Annotated in this window: 22 protein-coding genes and 1 pseudogene; 10 read left to right on the forward strand and 13 right to left on the reverse strand. The window is 71.2% G+C overall.

Annotation, left to right across the window (positions count from 1 at the left end; all coding sequences use genetic code 11):
* Nucleotides 1–50: 50 nt before the first annotated feature.
* A complete protein-coding gene (locus ACWGLC_RS15720) occupies nucleotides 51–1,478 on the reverse strand; it encodes a sensor histidine kinase (protein ID WP_452100762.1) in 1,428 nt (475 codons plus the stop codon).
* Nucleotides 1,479–1,530: 52 nt separating this feature from the next.
* On the opposite strand from ACWGLC_RS15720, the gene ACWGLC_RS15725 reads away from it, so the two are divergent.
* Both ACWGLC_RS15725 and ACWGLC_RS15730 read left to right on the forward strand, forming a co-directional pair.
* The gene (locus ACWGLC_RS15725; protein ID WP_452100763.1) at nucleotides 1,531–2,343 is read left to right on the forward strand and encodes a PaaI family thioesterase; all 813 of its coding nucleotides are present in this window, start codon (nucleotides 1,531–1,533) and stop codon (nucleotides 2,341–2,343) included.
* Nucleotides 2,344–2,378: 35 nt separating this feature from the next.
* Nucleotides 2,379–2,933: an NADPH-dependent FMN reductase gene (locus ACWGLC_RS15730; RefSeq protein ID WP_452100764.1), complete on the forward strand. Its 555-nt coding sequence runs from the start codon at nucleotides 2,379–2,381 to the stop codon at nucleotides 2,931–2,933.
* A 51-nt stretch (nucleotides 2,934–2,984) separates the two neighbouring features.
* On the opposite strand, the gene tpx is transcribed toward ACWGLC_RS15730, so the two are convergent.
* The 3 genes from tpx to ACWGLC_RS15745 all read right to left on the reverse strand — a co-directional run bounded on the left by tpx (nucleotide 2,985) and on the right by ACWGLC_RS15745 (nucleotide 5,048).
* Nucleotides 2,985–3,482 (reverse strand): thiol peroxidase, encoded by a 498-nt coding sequence (tpx, locus tag ACWGLC_RS15735; RefSeq protein WP_452100765.1) that lies wholly within the window; start codon nucleotides 3,480–3,482, stop codon nucleotides 2,985–2,987.
* A 26-nt stretch (nucleotides 3,483–3,508) separates the two neighbouring features.
* A complete protein-coding gene (locus ACWGLC_RS15740) occupies nucleotides 3,509–4,369 on the reverse strand; it encodes an adenylate/guanylate cyclase domain-containing protein (protein WP_452100766.1) in 861 nt (286 codons plus the stop codon).
* Nucleotides 4,370–4,490: 121 nt separating this feature from the next.
* A complete protein-coding gene (locus ACWGLC_RS15745; protein WP_452100767.1) occupies nucleotides 4,491–5,048 on the reverse strand; it encodes a DNA-3-methyladenine glycosylase family protein in 558 nt (185 codons plus the stop codon).
* Nucleotides 5,049–5,286: 238 nt separating this feature from the next.
* Here ACWGLC_RS15745 and ACWGLC_RS15750 point away from each other — a divergent pair, with 238 nt between their 5' ends.
* From ACWGLC_RS15750 to ACWGLC_RS15760, 3 genes are all read left to right on the forward strand, one after another.
* Nucleotides 5,287–5,919, forward strand: coding sequence for a YdcF family protein (locus tag ACWGLC_RS15750; RefSeq protein WP_452100768.1), 633 nt, complete (start codon nucleotides 5,287–5,289; stop codon nucleotides 5,917–5,919).
* 80 nt (nucleotides 5,920–5,999) lie between these two features.
* Nucleotides 6,000–6,608 carry a DedA family protein gene (locus tag ACWGLC_RS15755; protein WP_452100769.1) on the forward strand — a complete coding sequence of 203 codons (609 nt, stop codon included), beginning with the start codon at nucleotides 6,000–6,002 and terminating at the stop codon, nucleotides 6,606–6,608.
* Nucleotides 6,609–6,669: 61 nt separating this feature from the next.
* Entirely contained in the window at nucleotides 6,670–7,683 is a 1,014-nt protein-coding gene (locus ACWGLC_RS15760) for a pirin family protein (RefSeq protein ID WP_452100770.1), read from the forward strand.
* Here the strand turns inward: ACWGLC_RS15760 and ACWGLC_RS15765 are convergent.
* The 3 genes and pseudogenes from ACWGLC_RS15765 to ACWGLC_RS15775 form a co-directional block, all read right to left on the reverse strand.
* On the reverse strand, nucleotides 7,680–8,276 hold the full coding sequence (locus tag ACWGLC_RS15765) for a cysteine hydrolase family protein (protein WP_452100803.1): 597 nt from the start codon (nucleotides 8,274–8,276) through the stop codon (nucleotides 7,680–7,682). The genes ACWGLC_RS15760 and ACWGLC_RS15765 overlap by 4 nt on opposite strands.
* Nucleotides 8,256–9,074: pseudogene (gene nadE, locus ACWGLC_RS15770) on the reverse strand (ammonia-dependent NAD(+) synthetase); the annotation flags it as partial. The pseudogene nadE and the gene ACWGLC_RS15765, both read right to left, overlap by 21 nt.
* Nucleotides 9,075–9,131: 57 nt before the next feature.
* Nucleotides 9,132–10,790, reverse strand: coding sequence for an AMP-dependent synthetase/ligase (locus ACWGLC_RS15775; protein WP_452100771.1), 1,659 nt, complete (start codon nucleotides 10,788–10,790; stop codon nucleotides 9,132–9,134).
* A gap of 164 nt (nucleotides 10,791–10,954) precedes the next feature.
* Between ACWGLC_RS15775 and ACWGLC_RS15780 the strand changes: the two genes are divergently transcribed.
* A complete protein-coding gene (locus tag ACWGLC_RS15780; protein WP_452100772.1) occupies nucleotides 10,955–11,707 on the forward strand; it encodes a PAS domain S-box protein in 753 nt (250 codons plus the stop codon).
* Here ACWGLC_RS15780 and ACWGLC_RS15785 read toward each other — a convergent pair.
* The 3 genes from ACWGLC_RS15785 to ACWGLC_RS15795 all read right to left on the reverse strand — a co-directional run bounded on the left by ACWGLC_RS15785 (nucleotide 11,673) and on the right by ACWGLC_RS15795 (nucleotide 13,874).
* Nucleotides 11,673–12,500 (reverse strand): alpha/beta fold hydrolase, encoded by an 828-nt coding sequence (locus tag ACWGLC_RS15785; RefSeq protein WP_452100773.1) that lies wholly within the window; start codon nucleotides 12,498–12,500, stop codon nucleotides 11,673–11,675. The genes ACWGLC_RS15780 and ACWGLC_RS15785 overlap by 35 nt on opposite strands.
* Entirely contained in the window at nucleotides 12,497–13,048 is a 552-nt protein-coding gene (locus tag ACWGLC_RS15790) for a DUF2599 domain-containing protein (RefSeq protein ID WP_452100774.1), read from the reverse strand. Before ACWGLC_RS15790 ends, ACWGLC_RS15785 begins: the two co-directional genes overlap by 4 nt.
* A gap of 262 nt (nucleotides 13,049–13,310) precedes the next feature.
* A complete protein-coding gene (locus tag ACWGLC_RS15795; RefSeq protein WP_452100775.1) occupies nucleotides 13,311–13,874 on the reverse strand; it encodes a DUF1697 domain-containing protein in 564 nt (187 codons plus the stop codon).
* A 49-nt stretch (nucleotides 13,875–13,923) separates the two neighbouring features.
* On the opposite strand from ACWGLC_RS15795, the gene ACWGLC_RS15800 reads away from it, so the two are divergent.
* Nucleotides 13,924–14,364 carry an SRPBCC family protein gene (locus tag ACWGLC_RS15800; RefSeq protein ID WP_230929149.1) on the forward strand — a complete coding sequence of 147 codons (441 nt, stop codon included), beginning with the start codon at nucleotides 13,924–13,926 and terminating at the stop codon, nucleotides 14,362–14,364.
* Here the strand turns inward: ACWGLC_RS15800 and aroD are convergent, their stop codons facing one another.
* Together aroD and ACWGLC_RS15810 are read right to left on the reverse strand one after the other, a co-directional pair.
* On the reverse strand, nucleotides 14,365–15,126 hold the full coding sequence (aroD, locus tag ACWGLC_RS15805; protein WP_452100776.1) for a type I 3-dehydroquinate dehydratase: 762 nt from the start codon (nucleotides 15,124–15,126) through the stop codon (nucleotides 14,365–14,367).
* Between the two features lie 43 nt (nucleotides 15,127–15,169).
* Nucleotides 15,170–15,643, reverse strand: coding sequence for a DUF4262 domain-containing protein (locus ACWGLC_RS15810; protein ID WP_452100777.1), 474 nt, complete (start codon nucleotides 15,641–15,643; stop codon nucleotides 15,170–15,172).
* Between the two features lie 185 nt (nucleotides 15,644–15,828).
* Here ACWGLC_RS15810 and ACWGLC_RS15815 point away from each other — a divergent pair, with 185 nt between their 5' ends.
* Nucleotides 15,829–16,989 carry a patatin-like phospholipase family protein gene (locus ACWGLC_RS15815; protein ID WP_452100778.1) on the forward strand — a complete coding sequence of 387 codons (1,161 nt, stop codon included), beginning with the start codon at nucleotides 15,829–15,831 and terminating at the stop codon, nucleotides 16,987–16,989.
* Here the strand turns inward: ACWGLC_RS15815 and ACWGLC_RS15820 are convergent.
* On the reverse strand, nucleotides 16,986–17,501 hold the full coding sequence (locus ACWGLC_RS15820; protein WP_452100779.1) for a DUF732 domain-containing protein: 516 nt from the start codon (nucleotides 17,499–17,501) through the stop codon (nucleotides 16,986–16,988). The genes ACWGLC_RS15815 and ACWGLC_RS15820 overlap by 4 nt on opposite strands.
* A 258-nt stretch (nucleotides 17,502–17,759) precedes the next feature.
* Between ACWGLC_RS15820 and ACWGLC_RS15825 the strand changes: the two genes are divergently transcribed.
* Both ACWGLC_RS15825 and ACWGLC_RS15830 read left to right on the forward strand, forming a co-directional pair.
* Nucleotides 17,760–19,274: an FAD-binding oxidoreductase gene (locus tag ACWGLC_RS15825; RefSeq protein ID WP_452100780.1), complete on the forward strand. Its 1,515-nt coding sequence runs from the start codon at nucleotides 17,760–17,762 to the stop codon at nucleotides 19,272–19,274.
* The gene (locus ACWGLC_RS15830) at nucleotides 19,271–20,581 is read left to right on the forward strand and encodes a class I SAM-dependent methyltransferase (protein WP_452100781.1); all 1,311 of its coding nucleotides are present in this window, start codon (nucleotides 19,271–19,273) and stop codon (nucleotides 20,579–20,581) included. The genes ACWGLC_RS15825 and ACWGLC_RS15830 overlap by 4 nt, the downstream gene beginning before the upstream one ends.
* Nucleotides 20,582–20,712 lie beyond the last annotated feature (131 nt).

Consider the following 20,712-nt stretch of genomic DNA (forward strand, 5'->3'; position numbering starts at 1 on the left):
ATGTCAGCCCGCCATGCCGACCTGCGACACAACGTCCGTGGTCATTACAGCTAGTCCCCGAACTCCCCGAGTTCCTCGACCGGCAGCTCCACCACGAACCGGGCACCGCCGTCGGGCGCGTCCTCGACCCGCACGCTGCCGCCGTGGGAACGCGTGATCTCCGCGACGATCGCCAGACCCAACCCCGAACCGCCCTTGCCACGCGCGCGGTCGGCATCGAGGCGGGCGAAGCGATCGAACACCGAATGTCGCTGGTCCGCGGGAACGCCGTCGCCGTCGTCGTCGACCACGATCACGGCGCGCGGCGACCCGGCGACCGACCGGTCGACGGTGAGCCCCAGCGACATCCGCTCGCGCGCGTGCCGGCGCGCGTTGTCGACCAGGTTGCGCACCACGCGCTGCAGCGCGTCGGGGTCACCGCACAGGCGCGCCGGCTCCACCGACACCGCCACCTGCAGGCCCGCGCCGGCCGCCGTGCCCAGACCCCGCGCCCGCGTGCCCTCGGAGAGCACGATGTCGTCGAGGTCCACGTCGTCGCGGCGCAGCGGCATCCCGTACTCGTCGTTCTTGGCGAGCAGCAGCAGGTCCTCGACCATCGAGCGCATCCGCGCGACCTCGGGCAGCAACAGTTCGTCGACGGTCTCGACGTCGACCGGCGTGCCCGAGGTGGAGGACAGCTCGAGCATCGTCGACAGCGTGGACAGCGGGCTGCGCAGCTCGTGGGAGGCGTCGCCGATGAACGCCACCTGCGCGGTGCGGGCGGAATCCAGGCGGGCGAGCATGGCGTTCATGGTCTCGGCGAGGCGGGCGATCTCGTCCTCGGCCTCCGGCACCGGGACCCGCTCGCCGTGGCCGGACGTGGAGATCTCGGCGACCCGTGAGCGGATCGCCTCGACCGGGCGCAGCACGCGGCCCATCGCGTAGTGGACGAACACCGCGGTGGCCAGGCCCGCGACCGGCACGAACGACAGGAACAGGACCGCGCCGGTGTCGAGCAGGGAGTCGTAGCGGTCGGTACCGGCGCCGACCTGCACGACGAACGTGGTCCCGCGCACGTCGACGCCGACGGAGGTGACCCGCACGTCGTCGCCGTTCGGCGCGCGGAACCGGTGCCGGACCAGTTCCCCCGCCGCCGGCGCGGTCAGCACGGGGACGTTCTCCAGCCCGTGCATGACCTGACCGGCGAGGATCGTCTCGTCGGGGGTGATGATGCGCACCATGTCGACGCCCGCGAGCGGCTCGGCGACGATCTCGAGCGAGGCCTGCGGCCCGCGGGTGGCGAGCTGCCCGGCCACCTCGACGGCGCGGTTGCGGTTCAGGGTGTCGATCGTGCTGTGCACGGCCGAGCGCAGCATCAGCCACGCGCCGCCGGCCGCGGCGGCCAGCACGAGCATGACGATCGCGGTGGCGATCACGGTGGTCGCGACGCGGATGGGCCACCGGTGGGGAGTGGTGAGGACGTCGCGGTTCAGGGGCACGGTCCCATTGTGCGTGCCCGGCGGAAACTAGAACGCGTGTTAGCGTCGCGGGGTGAGAGAATCGCAGTACAGAGGCCCCGAGCCGCGCCTGGGCGTGACCTTCGACGAGGCCGGGGACGGATCCATCACCTGGCACCAGCCGGTCGGCGACCAGTTCATCGGCCCCGGCGGACGCTTCGCCACGGGCGGACTGGCGGTCCTGGTCGACTCGGGGCTCGGCGCCGAGAACCACCGCCGCCGGCCGAGCGGGATGTGGACGGTCACCACCGAGCTGCGCATCGACCTCGTCTCGCCGCCGCGCGAGGGCTCGACCGGCCTGGGCGTGCGCACGGACCACCTGGGCGGGGACAGCCGTGTCCTCACCACGCGCGGTGAGATCGTCGACGACGACGACGAGGTGGTCGCCGCCGCACTGGTCAAGTCCATGGAGTTCTCGATCGGCGTCGACCCGGACGAGTTCGACGACGAGCCCCCGTGGCCCTCCCTGCTCGCGCCGGGAACGCTGCCGGAGGTGCTGTGCCTGACACTCGACGAGCGCGATGACGGCCCGGGCGGCACCCGCGCGGTGGAGGCCGTGATCGCCCCGGAGCCCGCGCTGGCCAACCCGCTGGGCAATCTGCACGGGGGAGTGTTCGCGGCGGTCGCGGAGATCGCGGGCGCGGCCGTGTTCCCGCACCAGCGCGAGGTCAGCTCGTCGTCGCTCGAGGTCCACTACATCCGGCAGGTCCCCCTGGTCGAGCCGGTCACCGTGCGCGCGGAGGTCGTGCACGACGGCCGGAGCTGGGGCATCGCGCGGGCCAGCACGCTCGACGAGCGCGGTCGCGTGTGCGCGGTGGCATCGGTCACCGTCTACGGGCAGCGGTAGGGTCGGCCGGACCTACCGACGAGAGGGGACCAGACGTGAAGATCGGCATCATCCTGGGCAGCATCCGTGAGGGGCGCGCCGGCGAGTCCGTCGCGCGGTGGGTGGCCGAGCAGGCCGCTTCGCGCGAGGGCGTGACCTACGAGCTGGTCGACCTCAAGACCTTCGACGTCCCGCTGCTCACCTCGGCCACCGTGCCGGGCGCGGCGAACAAGCAGTACGACGACGAGCGCGTGACCCGCTGGAGCGCCGCGATTGACTCCTACGACGGCTTCGTCTTTGTCACCCCCGAGTACAACCACAGCGTGCCGGGCGGGCTGAAGAACGCCTTCGACTCGCTCGGGGGCGAGTGGGCCGACAAGGCCGTGGCCTTCGTGTCCTACGGCGCCGAGGGCGGCGTCCGGGCGGTCGAGCACTGGCGCCAGATCGTCGCCAACTTCCGCATGTTCGGCGTGCGCCAGCAGGTCTCGCTGAGCACGTTCGCCGAGTTCGACGACGACGGCGTGGCGCCGGCCGAGCGCCGCACCCGGGAGATCGCGACCGTGTTCGATCAGCTCGAGAGCGCGACGCGCCGCATGAGCGCTGAGCCGTGAGCATGACAGCGGCCCGCCCCCTGTGCAGGGGGCGGGCCGCGGTCGTGTGTGTCAGTTCAGGGCGGCGAGCGCGGCGTCGTAGTCCGGCTCGGTGGTGATCTCGTCGACGAGCTGGGTGTAGAGGACCTTGCCGGCGGCGTCGAGCACGACGACCGAGCGGGCGTTGAGGCCGGCCAGCGGGCCGTCGATCATCTTGACGCCGTAGTCGGTGGAGAAGGTGCTGCGGAAGGTCGAGCCCGTGGAGACGTTCTCGATGCCCTCGGCGGCGCAGAAGCGCGCGGCGGCGAACGGCAGGTCGGCGGACACGCAGACCACGGCGGTGTTCTCCAGGCCGGCGGCCTTCTCGTTGAAGGTGCGGACGGAGGTCGCGCACACGCCGGTGTCGACGCTCGGGAAGATGTTGAGCACGACCTTCTTGCCGGCCAGCGACTCGGAGGTGACGGCCGACAGGTCGGAGCCGACCAGGTCGAAGGCCGGCGCGGTCGAGCCGACGGCGGGAAGCTCGCCGGACGTGGAGACGGGGTTGCCCTTGAATGCGGTGGTTGCCATGAGTCCGTTCTACCGCACGGCGGGCCTCAGCGTCGGTGGGGAGTCGCCACGTGGACCACCACGTCGTCAGGCACTCCCTTGACCCCGCCGAGCCGAAACGTCCGCTTGGGGCGGGTCGCCACCCGCGCCGGATCCAGGCCCGCGCGCGTCGCCTCGCTGATGAGGATCTCTCCCGCTCCGGCCTTCTCGCCGAGGCGCGCGGCGATGTTGACGTCCATGCCCAGGTAGTCGTCGCCGATCCGCCGCGGATGCCCGGTGTGGACCCCCACCCGCAGCCGTGGCCGCCAGCCGCCGACCTCGATCCGGGCCACTCCGTCCAGACACGCGGCGACCGCGTCGAGCGCGAGCTGCGGGGACGGGAACACGGCCATCATCCCGTCGCCCAGCCGCTTGACCACGGCCCCGCGGTTCGCCACGACCTCGGGCTCGGTGGCGGCCGCGACCCGCCGCAGCAGTCGCAGGGCCTCCTCGTCGCCGGCGTGCATCGCCCAGTTCGAGAACCCCACCAGGTCGGTGAACACGATCGTCACCTCGTGCTCGCCGACCCCTCGGCCCGCCCGCTCCCGCAGCGCGTGCCACAGCTGCAGGCCGCCGAGCGTCACCTCGCGTGTGGCCGTGGGGCGCTCGTCGAACAGTCGGCCGGCGATCCGCGCGATAGTGCCGGCGCCGTCGCGTCCCGCCGCCGAGAGCGGGTCCCCGAATCCCGAGTCCCCGGGCAGCACCCGCCGGACCCGCCGCGCCATCTCGACCGACGCCGGGTGCCGGTTGGCGTCGTAGGCTCCCGTGGCCACCCGGGTCGCCGCCGCGCGCATGCGGGCCCAGCGCTCCGCCGGCAGTGCTGGCTGGTTCTCCGGCTCGGGCGTGGGCCCCTCGGCGGACGTGGTCATGGGACGAGACTAGGACGTGGACCGTCGGCGCGGGGCCCTCCCGGTCCTGACCTGGGGTGCCCTGGAGAGGGTGAGCAGGGCACTGCAGGTCAGGGGCCCTTCGCCGGCGGCGGGGTCTGCGTCAGGCCGGAGGGGCGGATTCCCCGGTCTGGTCCACCGCGCGCCACAGATACCAGGACGCGACCGACCGGTACGGCGCCCAGGCCTGTGCGTGCTCGGCCATCTGGGCGGGCGTGGCCTTGGCCTCGAGGCCCAGCACCCGTTCGAAGCCGCGGCGGACCCCCACATCGGCCAGGGGAAAGACGTCGGGTCTGTCCAGCAGGAAGATCAACTGCATCTCGGCGGTCCAGCGGCCTATCCCGCGGACGGCGGTCAGGGCGCTGATGACGTCGTCGTCGTCATATCCGCGAAGCACCTCGAGGGTGGGGATCCGTCCCGACCGGACCGCGTCGGCGAGGTCTCGAAGGGCAGCTACCTTCGGCCGCGAGATCCCGCACGCGCGCAGCTCCTCGTCGGACAGGGCGGCAACAAGGTCCGGGGCGAGGAGCGGGCGGGCACCGGTGGGGCTAGTGTGGCCTGTGGTGCTGGCGCGGTCGCGGAGGCGTCCGGCGATCGTCGCGGCGGCCTTGACCGACAGTTGCTGGGACAGGATCGACGACGCCAAACGGTCGAAAAGCATGTGGGTTCCCGCATCCGGGGGTGGGTTGAGGGTGCAGGGGCCGACAGAATCGATATGGGCGCTAAGCAGAAAATCTGCCCGGCGGAGGTGTTGTACAGCCGTTACTTTGTCGTATCCTTCCGTCATGACGTGCACGTTACGCGCGCATTCGTGATCGATCCGAGTTCGAAGGTAACGCCTCGGCTGCCAGCGCCGATAACCGATGGGTCACAACTTTGCTTGGGAGAGGACCGAATTCGTGGGAAAGACACAAAAGCGTATCGCTGCAGTCGCCGCGACCGCGGCCATGGCGATGAGCTTGGGGGCCGGCACCGCCTCGGCCGGGTCGGCGGAGATGCCGTCGACCACCGCGTTGTACAACGGCGCCGTGATGCTGGGGTGCCAGGTCGTGGACCAGGCGCTACTGCCGTCGTGCGGCGATCTCGACAATTTCGGCACAGATGATCCCGCGGTGCTCACGATCAACCCGTTCACCACCGACATCGTCATCCTCGGCGCGGGCCTGAGCCCCGAGGGCCATATCCCGCCGATTCTCGAGGAGCGGCTGCGTACGGGCTTCCGGCTCGCCTCCCAGTACCCGACCTCGCGGATCATCGTCACCGGCGGCGTGCCGAAGAACGGTCTCACCGAGGCGCGCGCGATGGGCGACTGGCTGCGCGGTGCCGGCATCGCCCCGTGGCGCATCACCGAGGAGGGCAACTCCAACTCGACGGTGCAGAACGCCCAGTTCACCGACCAGATCTTCCGTGAGCGCGGCACCACCGGCGCCGTGGTGGTGACCAACGACTTCCACCTCAACCGGGCGGTCCTCAACTTCCGCCAGGCGGTCGACGGTCGTATCCCCGTCACCGGCGTGGTGGCGCGGGGCTGATACCCGTTCCCGGTTCCCCGTCGTCGGTCCTCGCGGCCGAGGGCGAACTCGGCGGCATCGCCGGCTGGGCCGTGGGCCTGATGGACGCGCTCGGTGGCCCGGGTGCGTCCATCATCGTGGGGCTGGAGAACGTCTTCCCGCCCATTCCCAGCGAGGTCATCCTCCCGCTGGCCGGGTTCAGCGCCGCGCAGGGGACCTTCACTCTCGCCGGGGCGATCTTCTGGACCACCCTCGGCTCGGTGCTCGGGGCGATCCTCGCCTATGCCCTGGGCTTCTGGCTCGGGGCCGACCGCGTGCGCGCGATCTTCGGGCGCGTCCCGCTGATGAAGGTCGAGGACTTCGACAAGGCCGAGGGATGGTTTCACCGGCACGGCGCCGCGTCGGTGTTCTTCGGTCGCATGGTGCCGGTGGTGCGCAGCCTCATCTCCATCCCGGCCGGGGTGGCACGCATGAATTTCCCGCTGTTCCTGGCGCTGACCCTCGCCGGCAGTCTGATCTGGAACTCGATCTTCGTGGTGGGTGGCTACCTGCTCGGTGGTCAGTGGCATCGGATCGAGGCGGTGGCCGACTGGTTCTCCAACGCCGTGGTGGCGGCGATCGGCGTCCTGGTGGTGGCGTTCCTCGTGCGCCGGTGGCTGCAGGAGCGTGCGCAGGCCAGGCTGGAGTCTGACGGGCGGCCCGCGGAATAACACCGGCCCGCCGCCAGTTGGATGATGTGACAGCAAAATTGTCCCGCCATAGGAGGAGCCCATGTCCGCCATCCGTCAGGTCGTACCGCTCGGGGCCCAGTGGCCGGGCATCGACCCGTTCCTGTTCACCGCCCACCACCGGGACGAGTTCCCTGCCGCCGACGGCACCACCATGCGTCCCGCCACTTCGCTCGAGGGGCGGTCGATCGGCCAGGACTTCTCCGGCAAGGACGGCTGGTCCATGTACCACGGAGACACCGTTCCGGGCTTCCCCCAGCATCCGCACCGCGGCTTCGAGACCGTCACCGTGGTGCTCGACGGCATCGTCGACCACTCCGACTCGCTCGGCGCCGCCGCGCGCTTCGGCCACGGCGACACCCAGTGGCTCACCGCCGGGGCCGGCATCTCCCATTCGGAGATGATGCCGCTGCTCAACGACGACGCCCCCAACCCGCTCGAGCTTTTCCAGATCTGGCTCAACCTCGCCCCCGAGGACAAGGCGGCCGAGCCGCACTTCGACATGTTCTGGGCCGAGGAGACCCCGATCGTCGTGCGCGGCGAGGAGGGCGCCGCCGCGCGGTTCCGCGTGATCGCCGGCGAACTCGACGGCGTACGCGCGCTCGACCCACCACCGAACTCGTGGGCCGCCCGCCCGGAGAACCACCTGGCCATCTGGATCGTCACTCTCGACCCCGGCGTGAGCACCGAGCTCCCCGCCTTCGACGCCTCGGCCGGGCGGGTGCTCTACAACTACGGCGGCGGGGTCACCGTCGACGGGCAGGAGATCGGCTATGACGCCGCGGTCCTCGCACCGGAGCCGGTCACGGTGACCGCCGGAGACGACGGCGCCGCGTTCCTCATCCTCCAGGCCCGGCCCATCGGCGCGCCCGTCGTCCAGCAGGGGCCGTTCGTCGGCAACACCCGCGAGGACATCATCGCCGCGATGGACGAGTACCGCGCCGGGGTGTTCGGGCAGTGGGACCTGCCGAGCAACGGACCGGTCCACCCGCACGGCCAGACGCGCTTCGCCCGCTACCCCGACGGCACGGAGAAGCGGCCGGCCGAGGCGAGTTAGTCCGGCCAGTCGCCGGTCCGGAGCAGCTCCAGGGCCGCCGACTGATCGATGATCGGTTGGCGCATCTGGTCCGACAGGAACTCCAGCAGCGCGGCGGACAGCGCGGCGTCATCCGAGGCGATGGCGTCGCGCGCCACCGCGATGTGGACGTTCTCCGCGAACCCGTCGATCGCGGTCTGTGCCACGCAGCTGTGCGTCGAGACCCCGCACAGCAGCAGGTGGTCCACCCCCAGCCGGGCCAACTCGGCGGCGAGCGAGGTCTTGAAGAACGCGCTGTCGCGGGTCTTGACCACCTCCACATGCCCGCCGGTGTCCAGACCGTCCAGGAATTGGGCCTGCTCCGTTCCCGGGAAAGCGAACCCCTCGTCGTCGTCGCACATGTTGAGGGTCCACGTGGAACCGTCACGGGCGTGCTCGGTCCGCACCAACACCACGGGCCGGCCGGCGCCGTGGGCGGCGGCGATGAGCTCGTTGACGCGCGCGACCAGCCCGTCGCGCACCTTCGCCAGGTCCGGGAACTCGAAATACGAGTTCTGCATGTCGATCACCGCGAGCGCCGTCGGCGGCCCGGGGCGCCACCACGTGTCGGACACCGAGACCGGCATGGTGCGCTTGTGGCGGCCCCGGTCCCACGCCGCCTCGATGCGCTCGGCCGCCGCGTCCGGGACGTCGCGGCCCTCGAGGTAGTCGTCGATGTCGTCGTAACGCAGGCCCAGCTCGTCCTCGTCGGTCTGCCCGACGTTCTCATCGAGCAGGTCGGCGGTGGGGACCTTGGCCCACAGCTGGCGCGGGGCGTCGAGGTGCCGGAGTAGCGCTCGGCACTGGCGCTTGTCCAGGCCGGACAGCGGCAGGACGTCCGCGGCGCCGTCACCGAACTTGGTGAAGAACGCGGTGACGTTCTCGGCCGCGTGGTCCGCGCCGATCACCAGCAGCCCCCGGTCGCCGGCCAGCGCGTACTGGGCGACCATCCGGTGGCGGGTCTTGGCGTTGCCCTTGGTGAAGTCCGTCAGCTCCGCGCCCGTCGCCCGGGCGATCTCGGCGTCGAGGGCGTCCACGCCGGGCGCCACGTTGACGGTGAGCACCTCGTCGGCGCCGATGAACTCGACGGCGGCGGCCGCGTCGGCCTCGTCGTGCTGCACCTTGTAGGGCAGGCGCATACCGACGAACCGTGCCGCGCCGCCGTCGGCGCGCACGCGCTCCACGGCCAGCTGTGCCAGGCGCGCGGCGAGAGTGGAGTCGACGCCGCCGGAGATGCCGAGCACATAGCCGCGGGCCCCACTCGCGTGCAGGTAATCGACCAGGAACCGGATCCGCCGCTCGATCTCGGCGGCCGGGTCGATCTCGGGCCGGACCCTCAGGGCGTCGATGATCGTTCGCTGCTTCTCACGCATGGCCCCATTGTGTGGATGCGCCGCGATGGCGCGCCACCGGAGGGCGGGGGGGCGCGCTCAGGCGAAGAGTTGCTCGATCTCCGCCGCGTAGAGATCGTCGACCACCCGGCGCCGCAGCTTCATCGTGGGCGTGAGCTCGTGCCCGGGACGCCAGTCCTGCCGCAGCACCGTGAACTTCTTGATCTGTTCGACCCGGGACAGCGTGGCGTTGGCACGATCGACCTGCGCCCCGATCATCTCCTCGAGATCCGGGTCGCCCGCCCGCTGCGGATCCGCCACGATCAGGGCGACGTTGTAGGGACGCTGATCGCCGATCACGGCTACGTGGGAGATCGCGTTGCCCGCCGAGCGGATGGCCATCTCGATGTTGGCCGGGGACATGTTCTTGCCGGCCGCGTTGATGATCAGCTCCTTCTTGCGGTCGACGATCCACAGGTAGCCGTCCTCGTCGAGCCGGCCGATATCGCCCGTGTGGAGCCACCCGTCGCCGTCGATCGCCTCGGCGGTCTTCTCCGGCGCACCGCGGTACCCGCGCATGACCTGCGGGCCGCGCACCGCCACCTCGCCGTCCTCGGCGATCCGGACCTCGACGGTGTCGAGCGGTTTTCCGACGCTCCCGAGCTTGATGGCGTCCGGGGTGTTGGTGGCCACGCAGCACGAGACCTCGGACATCCCCAGCATCTCGCACAGCGGGAGACCGAGGGCGGTGAAGAACTCCAGCACGCCGCGAGGGGTCGGGGCCGCCCCGGTCACGACCCAGCGGGCCTCGTCGAGTCCGATCTTGGCCCGCAGCGCCTCGGCTACCTGCGGGTTCGCGACGGAGTCGGCCACCGCGTCACCCGGGTAGCCCGTCTCGAGCGCGGCCTTGAGCTTCTCCCACACCCGCGGGACGGCGCCGAACAGGGTCGGGCGCGTGGCCGCGAGCGCGGCCGGCAGCTCCGCCATGTCGGCCACGCACGTCACCGTGTTGGCGTAGGCCATGAAGCCGGAGTAGTGCGAGGTCCAGCGATCGGCCACGTGGGCCGCGGGCAGGAACGAGATCTGGCGCCCGTGTCCCGGCAGCGGGACCGCGGCATGGACCCCGCGAAGCTGCGTGAGCATGCCCTCGTGGGTGAGCTCGACGCCCTTCTGCGGTCCCGTGGTGCCGGAGGTGTAGATGAGCGTCAGCAGGTCGTCAGGGCGGATCGCCTCGGCGCAGGAGAAGTCGAAAGCGGTCTCCTCGGCGGCCAACTCGTCCAGCAGGTCGTCGTGGTCGTCCGGGTTCTCGTCCACCAGGACGAGCCGCTCCACCGCCGGGGCGGAGCCCCGTGCGGCCTCGAGGACCTCGACGAACGCCGACTCGGTCACGATGGTCTTCACACCGGCGTCCGCCAGGACGTAGGCGAGCTGATCCGGCGCCGACGTGTTGTAGAGGCTGAACGGCACGGCGCCGAGCATCATCACGGCGGTGTCCACGAGGTGGAACTCCGGCCGGTTGCGCAGCATCAGGGCGACCGGCTCGCCCGGGGCCACACCCAGCTCGCGGAGCGTGCCGGCGATCGCCCCGACCCGCGCCCGGGCCTGTACGTACGTGACCTCGGCTCCCGTCTCGTGGGAGCGGAGCGCGACCGCGCCCGGGTGGGCGGCGGCCGTCGCGAGGAACAGGTCGGCGAGGGTGCCCGACTCCGCCAGGCGGGTGGCGATCGCGGAGACGGACGGGGTGGCGGTGGAGGTCACGGTGGCTTCCTGGGGCTCGTCGGGGTGGTCGCAGTGTCGGCTGGCTCACATTCTCGGCCACCGCGCGGGCGCGGTGACACCCCCGGAGGTCGTGGAAGAGCACCCGAACGGGTGCCGACCCCGGCGGGCCGGGCCGGACACGCACGCTGCCGTAGCCTGGGCTGATGCACGACGATCCGTCCCTCGACTACCGGGACCTCCTGGCCCGCCTGGCGGATGTCGTCTACGCCGTCGACACCGACGGCAGGTTCACCTACATCAACCCCGCCGGCGAGCGGATCTTCGGCTGGGACGTCGCGGATCTGATCGGCGAGCACTTCTCCAAGGTCATCGACCCCGACGCCCTCGCGGAGACGGTCGAACACTTCCGACTGGGGATGGCCAGCGCCGACCCGGGACGCTACTTCGAGACGCGGATCCTGCAGCCGGACGGCCAGCTCCGCGACCTGGAGATCCACGCCGGGAACATCTACCGCGACGGTCGGCTGGTCGGCCGGCAGGGCGTCGGCCGGGACATGACCGAGCTGCGGCGACTCCAGGCGAACCTGGCCACCAAGACCAGGCGCCTGAAACTCCTCGAGGAGCAGCAGCGCGCCGCGCTCGAGGTCTACCGGCGCCTCAACCTCATGGTCGGCCGCGCCGGCGGTGACCCGGGCCGGACGGAGCAGGCGCTCGACGCCGTGGAGAGCTCGCTCCAGCTCGAGACGGCGCGAGTGATGGGTCTGCAGGACGACCTGGAGATCATCGCGCTGATCGCCGACGGCTACTCCAACCAGGAGATCTCCGACCGGGTCCACCTGAGCGTGCACACGGTCAAGGACCGCGTCAGCCGCATCATCACCAGGCTCGGCGCCCGCAGCCGCGCCGCGGTGGCCACCCGTGCTACCGAGGCGGGGCTGCTCCGGTCTCGTCAGTGAGGCCCCCGATGAACGCCGACACCGCCCGCGGCCACACCTCGACCTCCACCGGGGAGCGCGCGACCTCGAGCCGTGCATCGGGTAGCAGCCCCGCCAGCTCGGCGGCCACCTCCAGCGGGTGCGAGGCGTCGTCCGGCCAGGCCGGCAACAGGACCGGCATCGTCAGCCGCGCCACCTCGTCCCGCGACGGAAGATCGGAGGCCGCCGCGCCCCGGAACGCCGCCGGCAGCCACTCGTCCGCCACATCCGGCGGCAGGAACGGGCGGTCCGGGTCGATCGCCGGCGAGGTGGGCGGCCGGTGCGTCAGCTCCGCCCACCGGGCCACGCCCCACCGCGCCACCTGCCGCGCGCCCAGTTCGTAGAGCTTCGACTGTTCCGCGCGCCACTCCCACGCGGTCGGCGGGATCCCTAGCGTGAGCGAGGCGAACCGCGCCGGCTCGGCCACGGCGGCCGTGAGCAGGGTCGCCGTCCCCATCGAGGTGCCCACCCCGTGCACCGCGCGGCCGGGGAAGACCTCGTCGAGCAGTCCCAGCAGGTCCCCGGCGAGCGCGGGCCACGTGTACGCGGCCGGATCGGGCGATCCGGGCGACCGGCCATGGCCGCGCGCGTCATAACGCAGGACGCGCAGTCCCTCCCGGCCCGCCGTGAGGTCCAGGCCCCGCAGTTCATCGCGGCGCCGACTCGAGGACAGTCCGTGCAGCTGCACCACCGGGGCCCCGTCGCCCCGGAGATCGCGGGCCAGGGCCGCCCCGTCCCCGCCGGCGCTGGTGTGCGTGGACCTCGTCGTCGTCATACCTCCGGCCCTCCCGGGTTGCAGCCCTCCAGCAGCATCACGTCAGCCGTCACGTCCGGCCGCCACGGTTCGAGGTTCCACGTGGGCTTGTCCGGCTCGAGCAGCCGCGCCCAGGTCCAGTGGCAGTCGAACTGCTCGCGCATGCCGGGGGTGTCGGCGTCGGGGGCCAGGCGCAGCACCTCGGCCCAGGCCGTGGCCGCGTCGGCGGCGCCGGTCGCCCGGAGCGCCGAGGGTGTCGGCGCCACGCGAAGGGTGACGCCGTAGTCGGAGTCGCCCCAGGTCGCCGACGCGACGAACGGCGGAGTGGCGGGGGCCGGTGCGGGCGACGAAGGACGTGGCGACGGGGTCGACGACGACAACGCCGTCGGCCCGGTCGACGGCGACCCGGTCGATGGCGAGGGCGAGGGCGAGGAGCTCGACGTGGCCGGGGTGTCCGACCCCACAGCCGTTTCCTCCTTCCCGGACGCGCCGGTCGAGCAGCCGACCGTGGTCAGGGTGGCCACCACGAATGCGGCGGCGAGGGATCGGCGGGCGTGGTGGTGGGGCATCGGAGGCAGTCTGCCACGGCGCCGGGGTTGCAAACGGGCACGCGTGCCTGGATCCTGTGACAATAGGAATGCGGTGCCTGCGGAACAGCCGCGCGCCGTCCTTGAATAGAAGGAGAGTGACCGATGCCCCAGTTCGACCTCACCCAGCTGCAGGCAATGTGGGACGGAATCTTCCCCGCCATCTTCGGCCCCCTGGCGGCCCTGGTCGACACCCTCGGCGCGTCCGTCGAGGCGCCCTGATCAGTCACTGACCGATCCGCCTCTAGCCCAGCGCGAGAATCTTGTGCAGGGTATTGAGGTTCCGCGTGGTGAGATGACGCGCGTACTCCCTGGCCGCGGTGACCTTCGCCGCCGTTGACGTCAACGAATCGCCACGGGACACCCGCCAGTACACGCAGCCCGGCCCGGCAGCCACGATTTCCGTGGTGCCGGGCCGGACTGCGTCCGTCATGTCGCGCAGGACTCGCGCGGTGACCTCCTCGGAGTCGGAGAACACCAGGTAGTCGTGGTGCTCGTCGAGCGTCTCGAACGGGTACGCGTCGACCGCCGCCGCGACGGCGTCGCGCGTGAGGACCTGAACCACCGCGTCGTAGCCGAAGGCCGCGGAGTAGGCCGATTCGAGTGACTGCCGCAGTTCGGCCGGGGCGCGCGGGTCGGTGACCACCACGTTTCCGCTGGCCAGCACGGTCGCGACGGCCGTGCAGCCGGCGTTCTCGGTCACGGCGCGGAGATCGGCCATCGCTATCCGGTTGCCCTTGCCCACGTTGATCCCGCGCAGCAGTGCCACCGCGCGGTGTGTGCCCGAGTCCGTGTGCTGGTCCGCCATGTACTGATCCTCGCACCGTTGCGCGGGCGTGAGGGTAGCTTTACTGAGCATGGCAGTCTCAGTGCAATCAGTCATCACCATCGAGGCCGGTATCCCCGAGATCATGGAGGTCATGGCGGACGTCAGGTCCCTCGTCGACTGGTCGGACGCCCACCGTGCGGTGGAGGTCCGTGAGGAGGACGCGGACGGCTGGCCGATTGTCGTGTGGGAGAAGATCTCGCAGTACGGGGTCACCGACGAGATGGTCGTCAGGTACGAGTGGTACGACGGCGAGGTGAGCTGGTCGCTGATCGAGAGCGGTTCGCAGAAGCTGCAGAACGCGCGCTACCGGCTCACCGACAACGGCGACGGCACCACCGAGGTGATCTTCGACCTCGAGGTGGACCTGAAGATCAAGCTCCCCGGCATGGTGGTCAAGAAGGCGCAGAAGAGCATCGCCGACACGGCCACCAAGGGCCTGCGCACAGAGGTCCTGCGCCGCTACGGCTAGCTAGCGCCCGCGGTGCAGGAGGTCCAGCGCGGCCCGCACCCCGTCGGCGGGGAGCTGGCCCGGGGCCGATGCCGCGCCGACGGTGGCGAAGGTCGCCGCGGATCCAAACGCACCTCCGCCGATACGGGTGACCGCGCCGAGCGCGCCCATCGACATGGTGATGAGCGGGATCCGCGCCTGCCGGTAGCGGCGTTCGGTCGCGTCCAGGAGCGACACCACGTCGGCGGCCGAGCGTGGCATGACCGCGATCTTGGCCACGTCCGCCCCGGCGGCCTCCATGGCCTCGAGTCGGGCCACGATCTCCTCGACGGGGGGAGTGGTGTCGAAGTCGTGGTTGGAGGCCACGACCGGAACGCCGTGCCGGTGCGCCGCGGCGATCGCCCGACCCGCCTCGGGGTGCCGGTACTCCACGTCCACAGCCGCGACCATGCCGGTGGCGGCCAGGGCATCGATCAGCGAGACGTAGGAGTCGGCGGCGATCTCGGCCGACCCGCCCTCGGCGGTGGTGCGGAAAGTCGCGAGGATCGGGGTATTCGGCAGGAGCCCGACCAGCCGCTCGAGCGCGGCGACCGCCTGCGCCGGATCGCCCCCGCCGCCGTCGGTGAACGGCGTGAAGAGGTCGACCCGCCACTCGGCGGCCGCGCCGGCCGGCGCAGCCGCCGAGGCCGCCGCGCTCTGGTCGAGCTCGGTGACGTCCCGTGCGGTGATCGGCACGATGATCGTCGGCGAACTCGCGTCCAGGCGCAGCTGATGGCGGGGCATGGCTCAACCCTACGACGGGGTCGGCGGCCGGCCCGCCCGGGCGTCAGCCGCAGGCCCCGCAGGGGCAGGGCCGGCGGGCCGGGATCAGCTCCAGTGCGGTCACCTCGCCGGGCAGTGGGGGCGGGCCGGAGCCGGCTGCTCCGTAGTAGAGGCCCGCCCAGCGCAGCGTGCGTTCGGGCCGGTGGACCGGCACGAGCTCCCAGGTGTGTCCGGCAGGTCCCTCGCACAGCAGGTGTCCGGCATCGAGTGCCTCGCCGCCCAGGACCACGTCCCCCCACCTGTTCAGTAGCGCGGCCGACTCCCGGCCGCCGAGGCCGCGCACCAGCAGTTCCGGATGGCCCAGCTCGGTGAGGCCGATCGTGTATCCGAACTGCTGCTCCGGCGGGATGGGGGCCGCGTGGCAGTCCCGGCAGTCACAGCCCTCGCCGACGTGGATGATGTTGATTCCGCAGCGCTCGATCGTGGCCGCGATCTTCAGCATCGCGGGATCGACCGGCGCGAACAGGGTGTGGGACATGGGTGCTCCTCGATGTGGTGATCTGTCAATCGTGCGGACCGTGGGGCCCGGTATCGAACTGATGGTCGATACAGTGCGGACGATAGGTGTCGGGTACGACACGGACGCCCGGTCGGCACGCCCGGCCAGGGAGTTCACGGTGCACACTGGAAGACGTTCGGCGAACGCGGAAGGGGTGGCGCGGAATGAGGATCGCGTTGGCACTGGGGTCCGGCGGGGCACGCGGCTATGCGCACATCGGGGTGATCCGGGAGCTCGAGGCCCGTGGCCACGAGGTGGTGGGCGTGTCGGGCGCGTCGATGGGCGCCGTGGTGGGTTCGTTGTACGCGGCCGGCAAGCTGGACGACTTCGAGGAGTGGGTGCGCGGGTTGTCCCAGCGTGACGTCCTACGACTGCTGGACCCGTCCTTCGCCGGCGGCGGCGCGATCCGCGCCAACAAGATCATGGCGGTGATCGGGTCGATGCTCGACGGCATCCGCATCGAGGGCATGCGTCTGCCGTTCACGGCGGTGGCCACGGACCTCAAGGCGCGCCGCGAGATCTGGTTCACGCAAGGTCCGGCGGACGTCGCGGTGCGGGCCTCGTTCGCGATCCCCAGCGTCATCACCCCGGCGCTGGTCGGTGGACGGCTTGTCATCGACGGAGGCGTGACCAACCCGGTACCGCTCGAGCCACTCGCCCCGGTAGAGAGCGACATGCTGCTGGCGGTGTCCCTGACCGGCCGGCGCACAGGCATGCGCGTGACATCGGTCTTCAAGAACCCGGGTCCCGACGACGGCGCCGACGCCGATACCGGCCACACCCGCAAGGGCCCGGGGGTGGCCCGGTCCGCCGGCACGCTGACCGGCCGCATCCGGACCGCGGCCGCCGACGTCCGCGACGCCGAGCTGGTGCGCTCGATCGCCGCCCGCTGGGGCCAGGGCGCCGCCGAGGGTGGAGATCTCCGCGACGACACCACCGCGGGCCCGGACGGCCGGGATGAAACGGACACGCTGACCGACGCGGCGGCGACCGCCTCGGATGCCGTCACGGCCAGTGCTGCTACGGATGTAGAGCCCTCGCACGAGGTCGAGGAGTCGGTGGCCCGTGGCGAGGCCGAGGTCGAGTCAGAGGACCCCGGCGACGCCTCCCTGCCCGGTACGCTGCGGATCTTCGACGTGGTGATCCACTCGATCGAGGTGATGGAGAGCATCATCACCGCCTACCGGATGGCGGCGAACCGGCCGGACGTGTTGGTCGAGGTGCCGTCCGACTCGTGCACGGCGTTCGACTTCCACCGGGCGGACGAGATGATCGCGCTCGGCCGGCGCCTCACCGCGGAGGCGCTCGACCGGGCCGGGTTCTAGTTGTTCAGTGCCGGCGCGTAGTCCGGGCAGAAGGCGTTCACGGCCGCCTCCAGGACGGTCGCGCCCTCGTTCTCCGGCGCCTCGGGGTGCGCCTCGTAGTAGCTCGCGATCACCACGTCCGCGCTCTCGCCGTCCTCGAGGTCGCGGCACGCGTCGTGTCCGCGGATGAGGAAGTCGACGTCGTCGTGGACGGTGACCCCGTTGTCGCGGAGCGCGTCCAGGTACTCGCGGTCCTTATCGGGATGGTCGTCGCCGTCGTGATCGCCGTGGTCGTGACCCTCGTGATCGTCGCCGTCCCCGGCCTCACCCACGGCGCTCGTGGCCTCGGCGGCGGCGGAGCCGACGGCACTCGTGGCCTCGGTTGCGGCGGACGCGACCGCGCTCGTGGCGTCGGCGACCGTGTCGTCGGCGTTGTCGTCGCCGCTGCAGGCGCTCAGGGTCAGCGCCAGGGCGGCCAGCCCGGAGGCCGCCACCATCGCGCGGCGTCGGGTGCGGTGTGCGTGGGGTGACATGGGAACTCCTTGACCTCGTCGTGCTGCAGAGACGGCCCTGCCGGGGCCTGTGTTGCCGCAGACGGTACGGGACCTTCTCGCCCGGCCTGACGGGAACGAGGGAGGAAGAGGACGTTGGTGCCCCAATCGTGATGCGCGTGAGATCAGCCAGGGGGCGGGCTATCACGCAGGCGTCCGGGAGCGTTCCGGGGGCGGGCAGGGGAAGCGGCTGCGCCGGATCGATTACGGCAGTCGGAGGGCCAGACTAAGGTGGGTCGCATGGGATCTGCCGTGACTGTCGTTGACCCTCTCGAGGTGGGTGCCGCCCGCCACGCGGAAGGTGTGCAGCGACTCGTCGACAGCTTCCGGGCGGTGCCCGAGGGCTCCCCGGTGCGGCTGGCAAAGAAGACGTCCAACCTCTTCCGGCCGCGGGCCTCGTCGTCGTCGCCCGGTCTCGACACGACCGGTCTCACGTGCGTCATCTCGGTCGATCCGGACGCCCGCACCGCCGACGTCCAGGGCATGTGCACCTACGAGGACCTGGTCGACGCCACGCTCGCGCACGGCCTCATGCCGTACGTGGTGCCGCAGCTCAAGACCATCACGCTCGGCGGCGCGGTGACGGGTCTGGGCATCGAGTCCTCCTCTTTCCGCCTGGGGCTGCCTCACGAGTCGGTGCTGGAGATGGACGTGCTGACCGGCACGGGTGAGATCGTCACCGCGCGCCCCGACGGCACCGAGCGCGAACGCACCCTTTTCCGCGGCTTCCCCAACTCGTACGGCTCGCTGGGCTACGCGGTGCGACTGCGCATCGCCCTGGAGCCGGTCAGGCGTTACGTCGAGCTCCGCCACGTGCGGTTCAACTCGATCGCCGCGCTCACCGCGGCGCTGGAGCGGATCAGCGTGGAGGGAAGGTACGACGACGCAGCCGCCGCCGGCTCGGCCGACACCGGTGGCGCAGGCTCCGGCCCGGACCCCGAATCCGCCCGCGTCGACTTCCTCGACGGCGTCGTGTTCTCCACCGACGAGGCCTACCTCTGCCTCGGGCGGCACACCGACGAGCCCGGCCCGACCTCCGACTACTCCGGCGCGACCGACAAGCAGGCGATCTTCTACCGATCGGTCCAGCACGACGGACCAGAGGGGGCGGTCAAGCGCGACCGGCTGACCATCCGCGACTACCTGTGGCGCTGGGACACCGACTGGTTCTGGTGCTCGCGGGCGTTCGGCGTGCAGAACCCGCGGATCCGGAAGTTCTGGCCGCAGCAGCTGCTGCGCTCGTCCGCGTACTGGAAGATCATCGGCCTCGATCACCGCTACGACCTGGGCAACAAGATCGGCGCGCTCAAGGGCGAGGGGCCGCGCGAGCGGGTCGTGCAGGACGTCGAGGTGACCATCGATCACGCCACCGAGTTCCTCGAGTGGTTCCTACGCGAGGTGCCCATCGAGCCGCTGTGGATCTGCCCGCTGCGGCTGCGCGAGTCCACCCCGGCGCCGGGGTCGGACCGGCCGTGGCCGCTGTACCCGCTCGACCCGGGCACCACCTACGTCAACATCGGCTTCTGGTCCTCTGCACCTATAGAGCCGGGGATGGCCGAGGGTGCGTGGAACAGGCGGATCGAGGAGGAGGTCTCCCGGCTCGGCGGCCACAAGTCGCTGTACTCGGAGGTCTTCTATTCGCGCGAGGAGTTCGCCGAGCTGTACGGCGGCGAGCAGGCGACGCGCCTCAAGGCTGAGTTCGACCCGAACGGTCGGTTCGCGACCCTCTACGACAAGGCGGTAGGAGCACGATGACCACGACCCGCAGCAGCACGCCCTCGGGCACAATGACGATCGGCGAGATCATCGGCGCCTTCGCGACCGGTGAGCCGCCGCTGCGGATTGAGGCCTACGACGGCTCGGCGATCGGGCCGGCCGACAGCGACCTGGTGCTCCGCCTGAAGAGCGAGAAGGCGCTGCAGTACTTCGTCACCGCCCCCGGCGACCTCGGTCTGGCCCGCGCCTACCTGATGGGCGAGCTCGAGGTGGAGGGCGTGCACCCCGGTGCCCCGCGCGACGTCTTCGGCTCGCTCGAGGTGTTCCGCAAGACCATGACCCGCACGCCCGACGCGCGGACGCTGTTGCGGATCGCCCGCTCGATCGGCCGCGAGAACCTCACTGTGCCGCCGATTCCGGCGCAGGAGGTGCCGCCAGCGTGGAAGCGCGTGGTCAGCGGGCTGCGGCGGCACTCCAAAGAGCGCGACTCGGAGGTGGTGAGCTACCACTACGACGTGTCGAACCGCTTCTACGAGTGGATCCTCGGGCCGTCCATGACGTACACGTGCGCCTGCTATCCCGAGGTCGACGCGTCACTGGAGACGGCGCAGGAGAACAAGTACCGCCTGGTGTTCGACAAGCTGGGGCTCTCCGCCGGCGACCGGCTCCTCGACGTGGGCTGCGGCTGGGGCGGCATGGTCCGCTACGCCGCGCGCCGGGGCGTCCGCGTGATCGGCGTGACCCTGTCCAAGGAGCAGGTCGAGTGGGGCCGGGCCGCGATCGAGGCCGAGGGGCTCGGCGATCTGGCCGAGGTCCGGCTGCAGGACTACCGCGACGTGCCCGAGCGGGACTTCGACGCGGTGAGCTCGATCGGCATCACCGAGCACATCGGACGCAAGAACTACCACGACTACTTCAGCAAGCTCCACGGCTACCTCAAGCCGGGCGGGATCCTGCTCAACCACTGCATCACGCGGCCCGACAACGCGGGCAAGGTCAAGGCCGGGCAGTTCATCGACCGCTACATCTTCCCGGACGGTGAGTTGGCCGGCGCCGGAACGGTGCACGTGGAGGCCGAGAACGCCGGATTCGAGGTGCTCCATGAAGAGAACCTGCGCCCGCACTACGCGATGACCCTGCGTGACTGGTGCGCCAACCTCGTCGAGCACTGGGACTCCGCGGTCGAAGAGGTCGGCGAGCCCATGGCCAAGCTGTGGGGCCTGTACATGGGCGCCTGTCAGTACGGCTTCGAGCACAACAAGATCCAGCTCCACCAGATCCTCGCTGTGCGTCTGACCGACGAGCAGACCTGGGATCGCCCCCTCCGCCCGTGGTGGCAGCCCTGAGACGACGCGTCCCGCGCACACCGCTGACCTGGAGTGCCCTGCACGCATCGAGCAGGGCACCGCAGGTCAGCGCGCAGGGCGCCCCAGGTCCGCGTGCAGTCGGCGAGCCGAAGCGGGGCGGGCCCAGCCCA

This window comes from Dietzia sp. NPDC055877, assembly GCF_053615975.1.

Bases quoted from the DNA above. Each gene is read 5' to 3' on its own strand.
- ACWGLC_RS15780 (WP_452100772.1), top strand. From the start codon at position 10,955: ATGCACGACGATCCGTCCCTCGACTACCGGGACCTCCTGGCCCGCCTG.
- ACWGLC_RS15740 (WP_452100766.1), bottom strand. From the start codon at position 4,369: ATGACCACGTCCGCCGAGGGGCCCACGCCCGAGCCGGAGAACCAGCCA.
- ACWGLC_RS15830 (WP_452100781.1), top strand. From the start codon at position 19,271: ATGACCACGACCCGCAGCAGCACGCCCTCGGGCACAATGACGATCGGC.
- ACWGLC_RS15815 (WP_452100778.1), top strand. From the start codon at position 15,829: ATGAGGATCGCGTTGGCACTGGGGTCCGGCGGGGCACGCGGCTATGCG.
- ACWGLC_RS15800 (WP_230929149.1), top strand. From the start codon at position 13,924: ATGGCAGTCTCAGTGCAATCAGTCATCACCATCGAGGCCGGTATCCCC.
- aroD (WP_452100776.1), bottom strand. From the start codon at position 15,126: ATGCCCCGCCATCAGCTGCGCCTGGACGCGAGTTCGCCGACGATCATC.
- ACWGLC_RS15810 (WP_452100777.1), bottom strand. From the start codon at position 15,643: ATGTCCCACACCCTGTTCGCGCCGGTCGATCCCGCGATGCTGAAGATC.
- ACWGLC_RS15760 (WP_452100770.1), top strand. From the start codon at position 6,670: ATGTCCGCCATCCGTCAGGTCGTACCGCTCGGGGCCCAGTGGCCGGGC.
- ACWGLC_RS15785 (WP_452100773.1), bottom strand. From the start codon at position 12,500: ATGACGACGACGAGGTCCACGCACACCAGCGCCGGCGGGGACGGGGCG.
- ACWGLC_RS15790 (WP_452100774.1), bottom strand. From the start codon at position 13,048: ATGCCCCACCACCACGCCCGCCGATCCCTCGCCGCCGCATTCGTGGTG.
- tpx (WP_452100765.1), bottom strand. From the start codon at position 3,482: ATGGCAACCACCGCATTCAAGGGCAACCCCGTCTCCACGTCCGGCGAG.
- ACWGLC_RS15825 (WP_452100780.1), top strand. From the start codon at position 17,760: ATGGGATCTGCCGTGACTGTCGTTGACCCTCTCGAGGTGGGTGCCGCC.
- ACWGLC_RS15745 (WP_452100767.1), bottom strand. From the start codon at position 5,048: ATGCTTTTCGACCGTTTGGCGTCGTCGATCCTGTCCCAGCAACTGTCG.
- ACWGLC_RS15820 (WP_452100779.1), bottom strand. From the start codon at position 17,501: ATGTCACCCCACGCACACCGCACCCGACGCCGCGCGATGGTGGCGGCC.
- ACWGLC_RS15755 (WP_452100769.1), top strand. From the start codon at position 6,000: ATGGACGCGCTCGGTGGCCCGGGTGCGTCCATCATCGTGGGGCTGGAG.
- ACWGLC_RS15795 (WP_452100775.1), bottom strand. From the start codon at position 13,874: ATGGCGGACCAGCACACGGACTCGGGCACACACCGCGCGGTGGCACTG.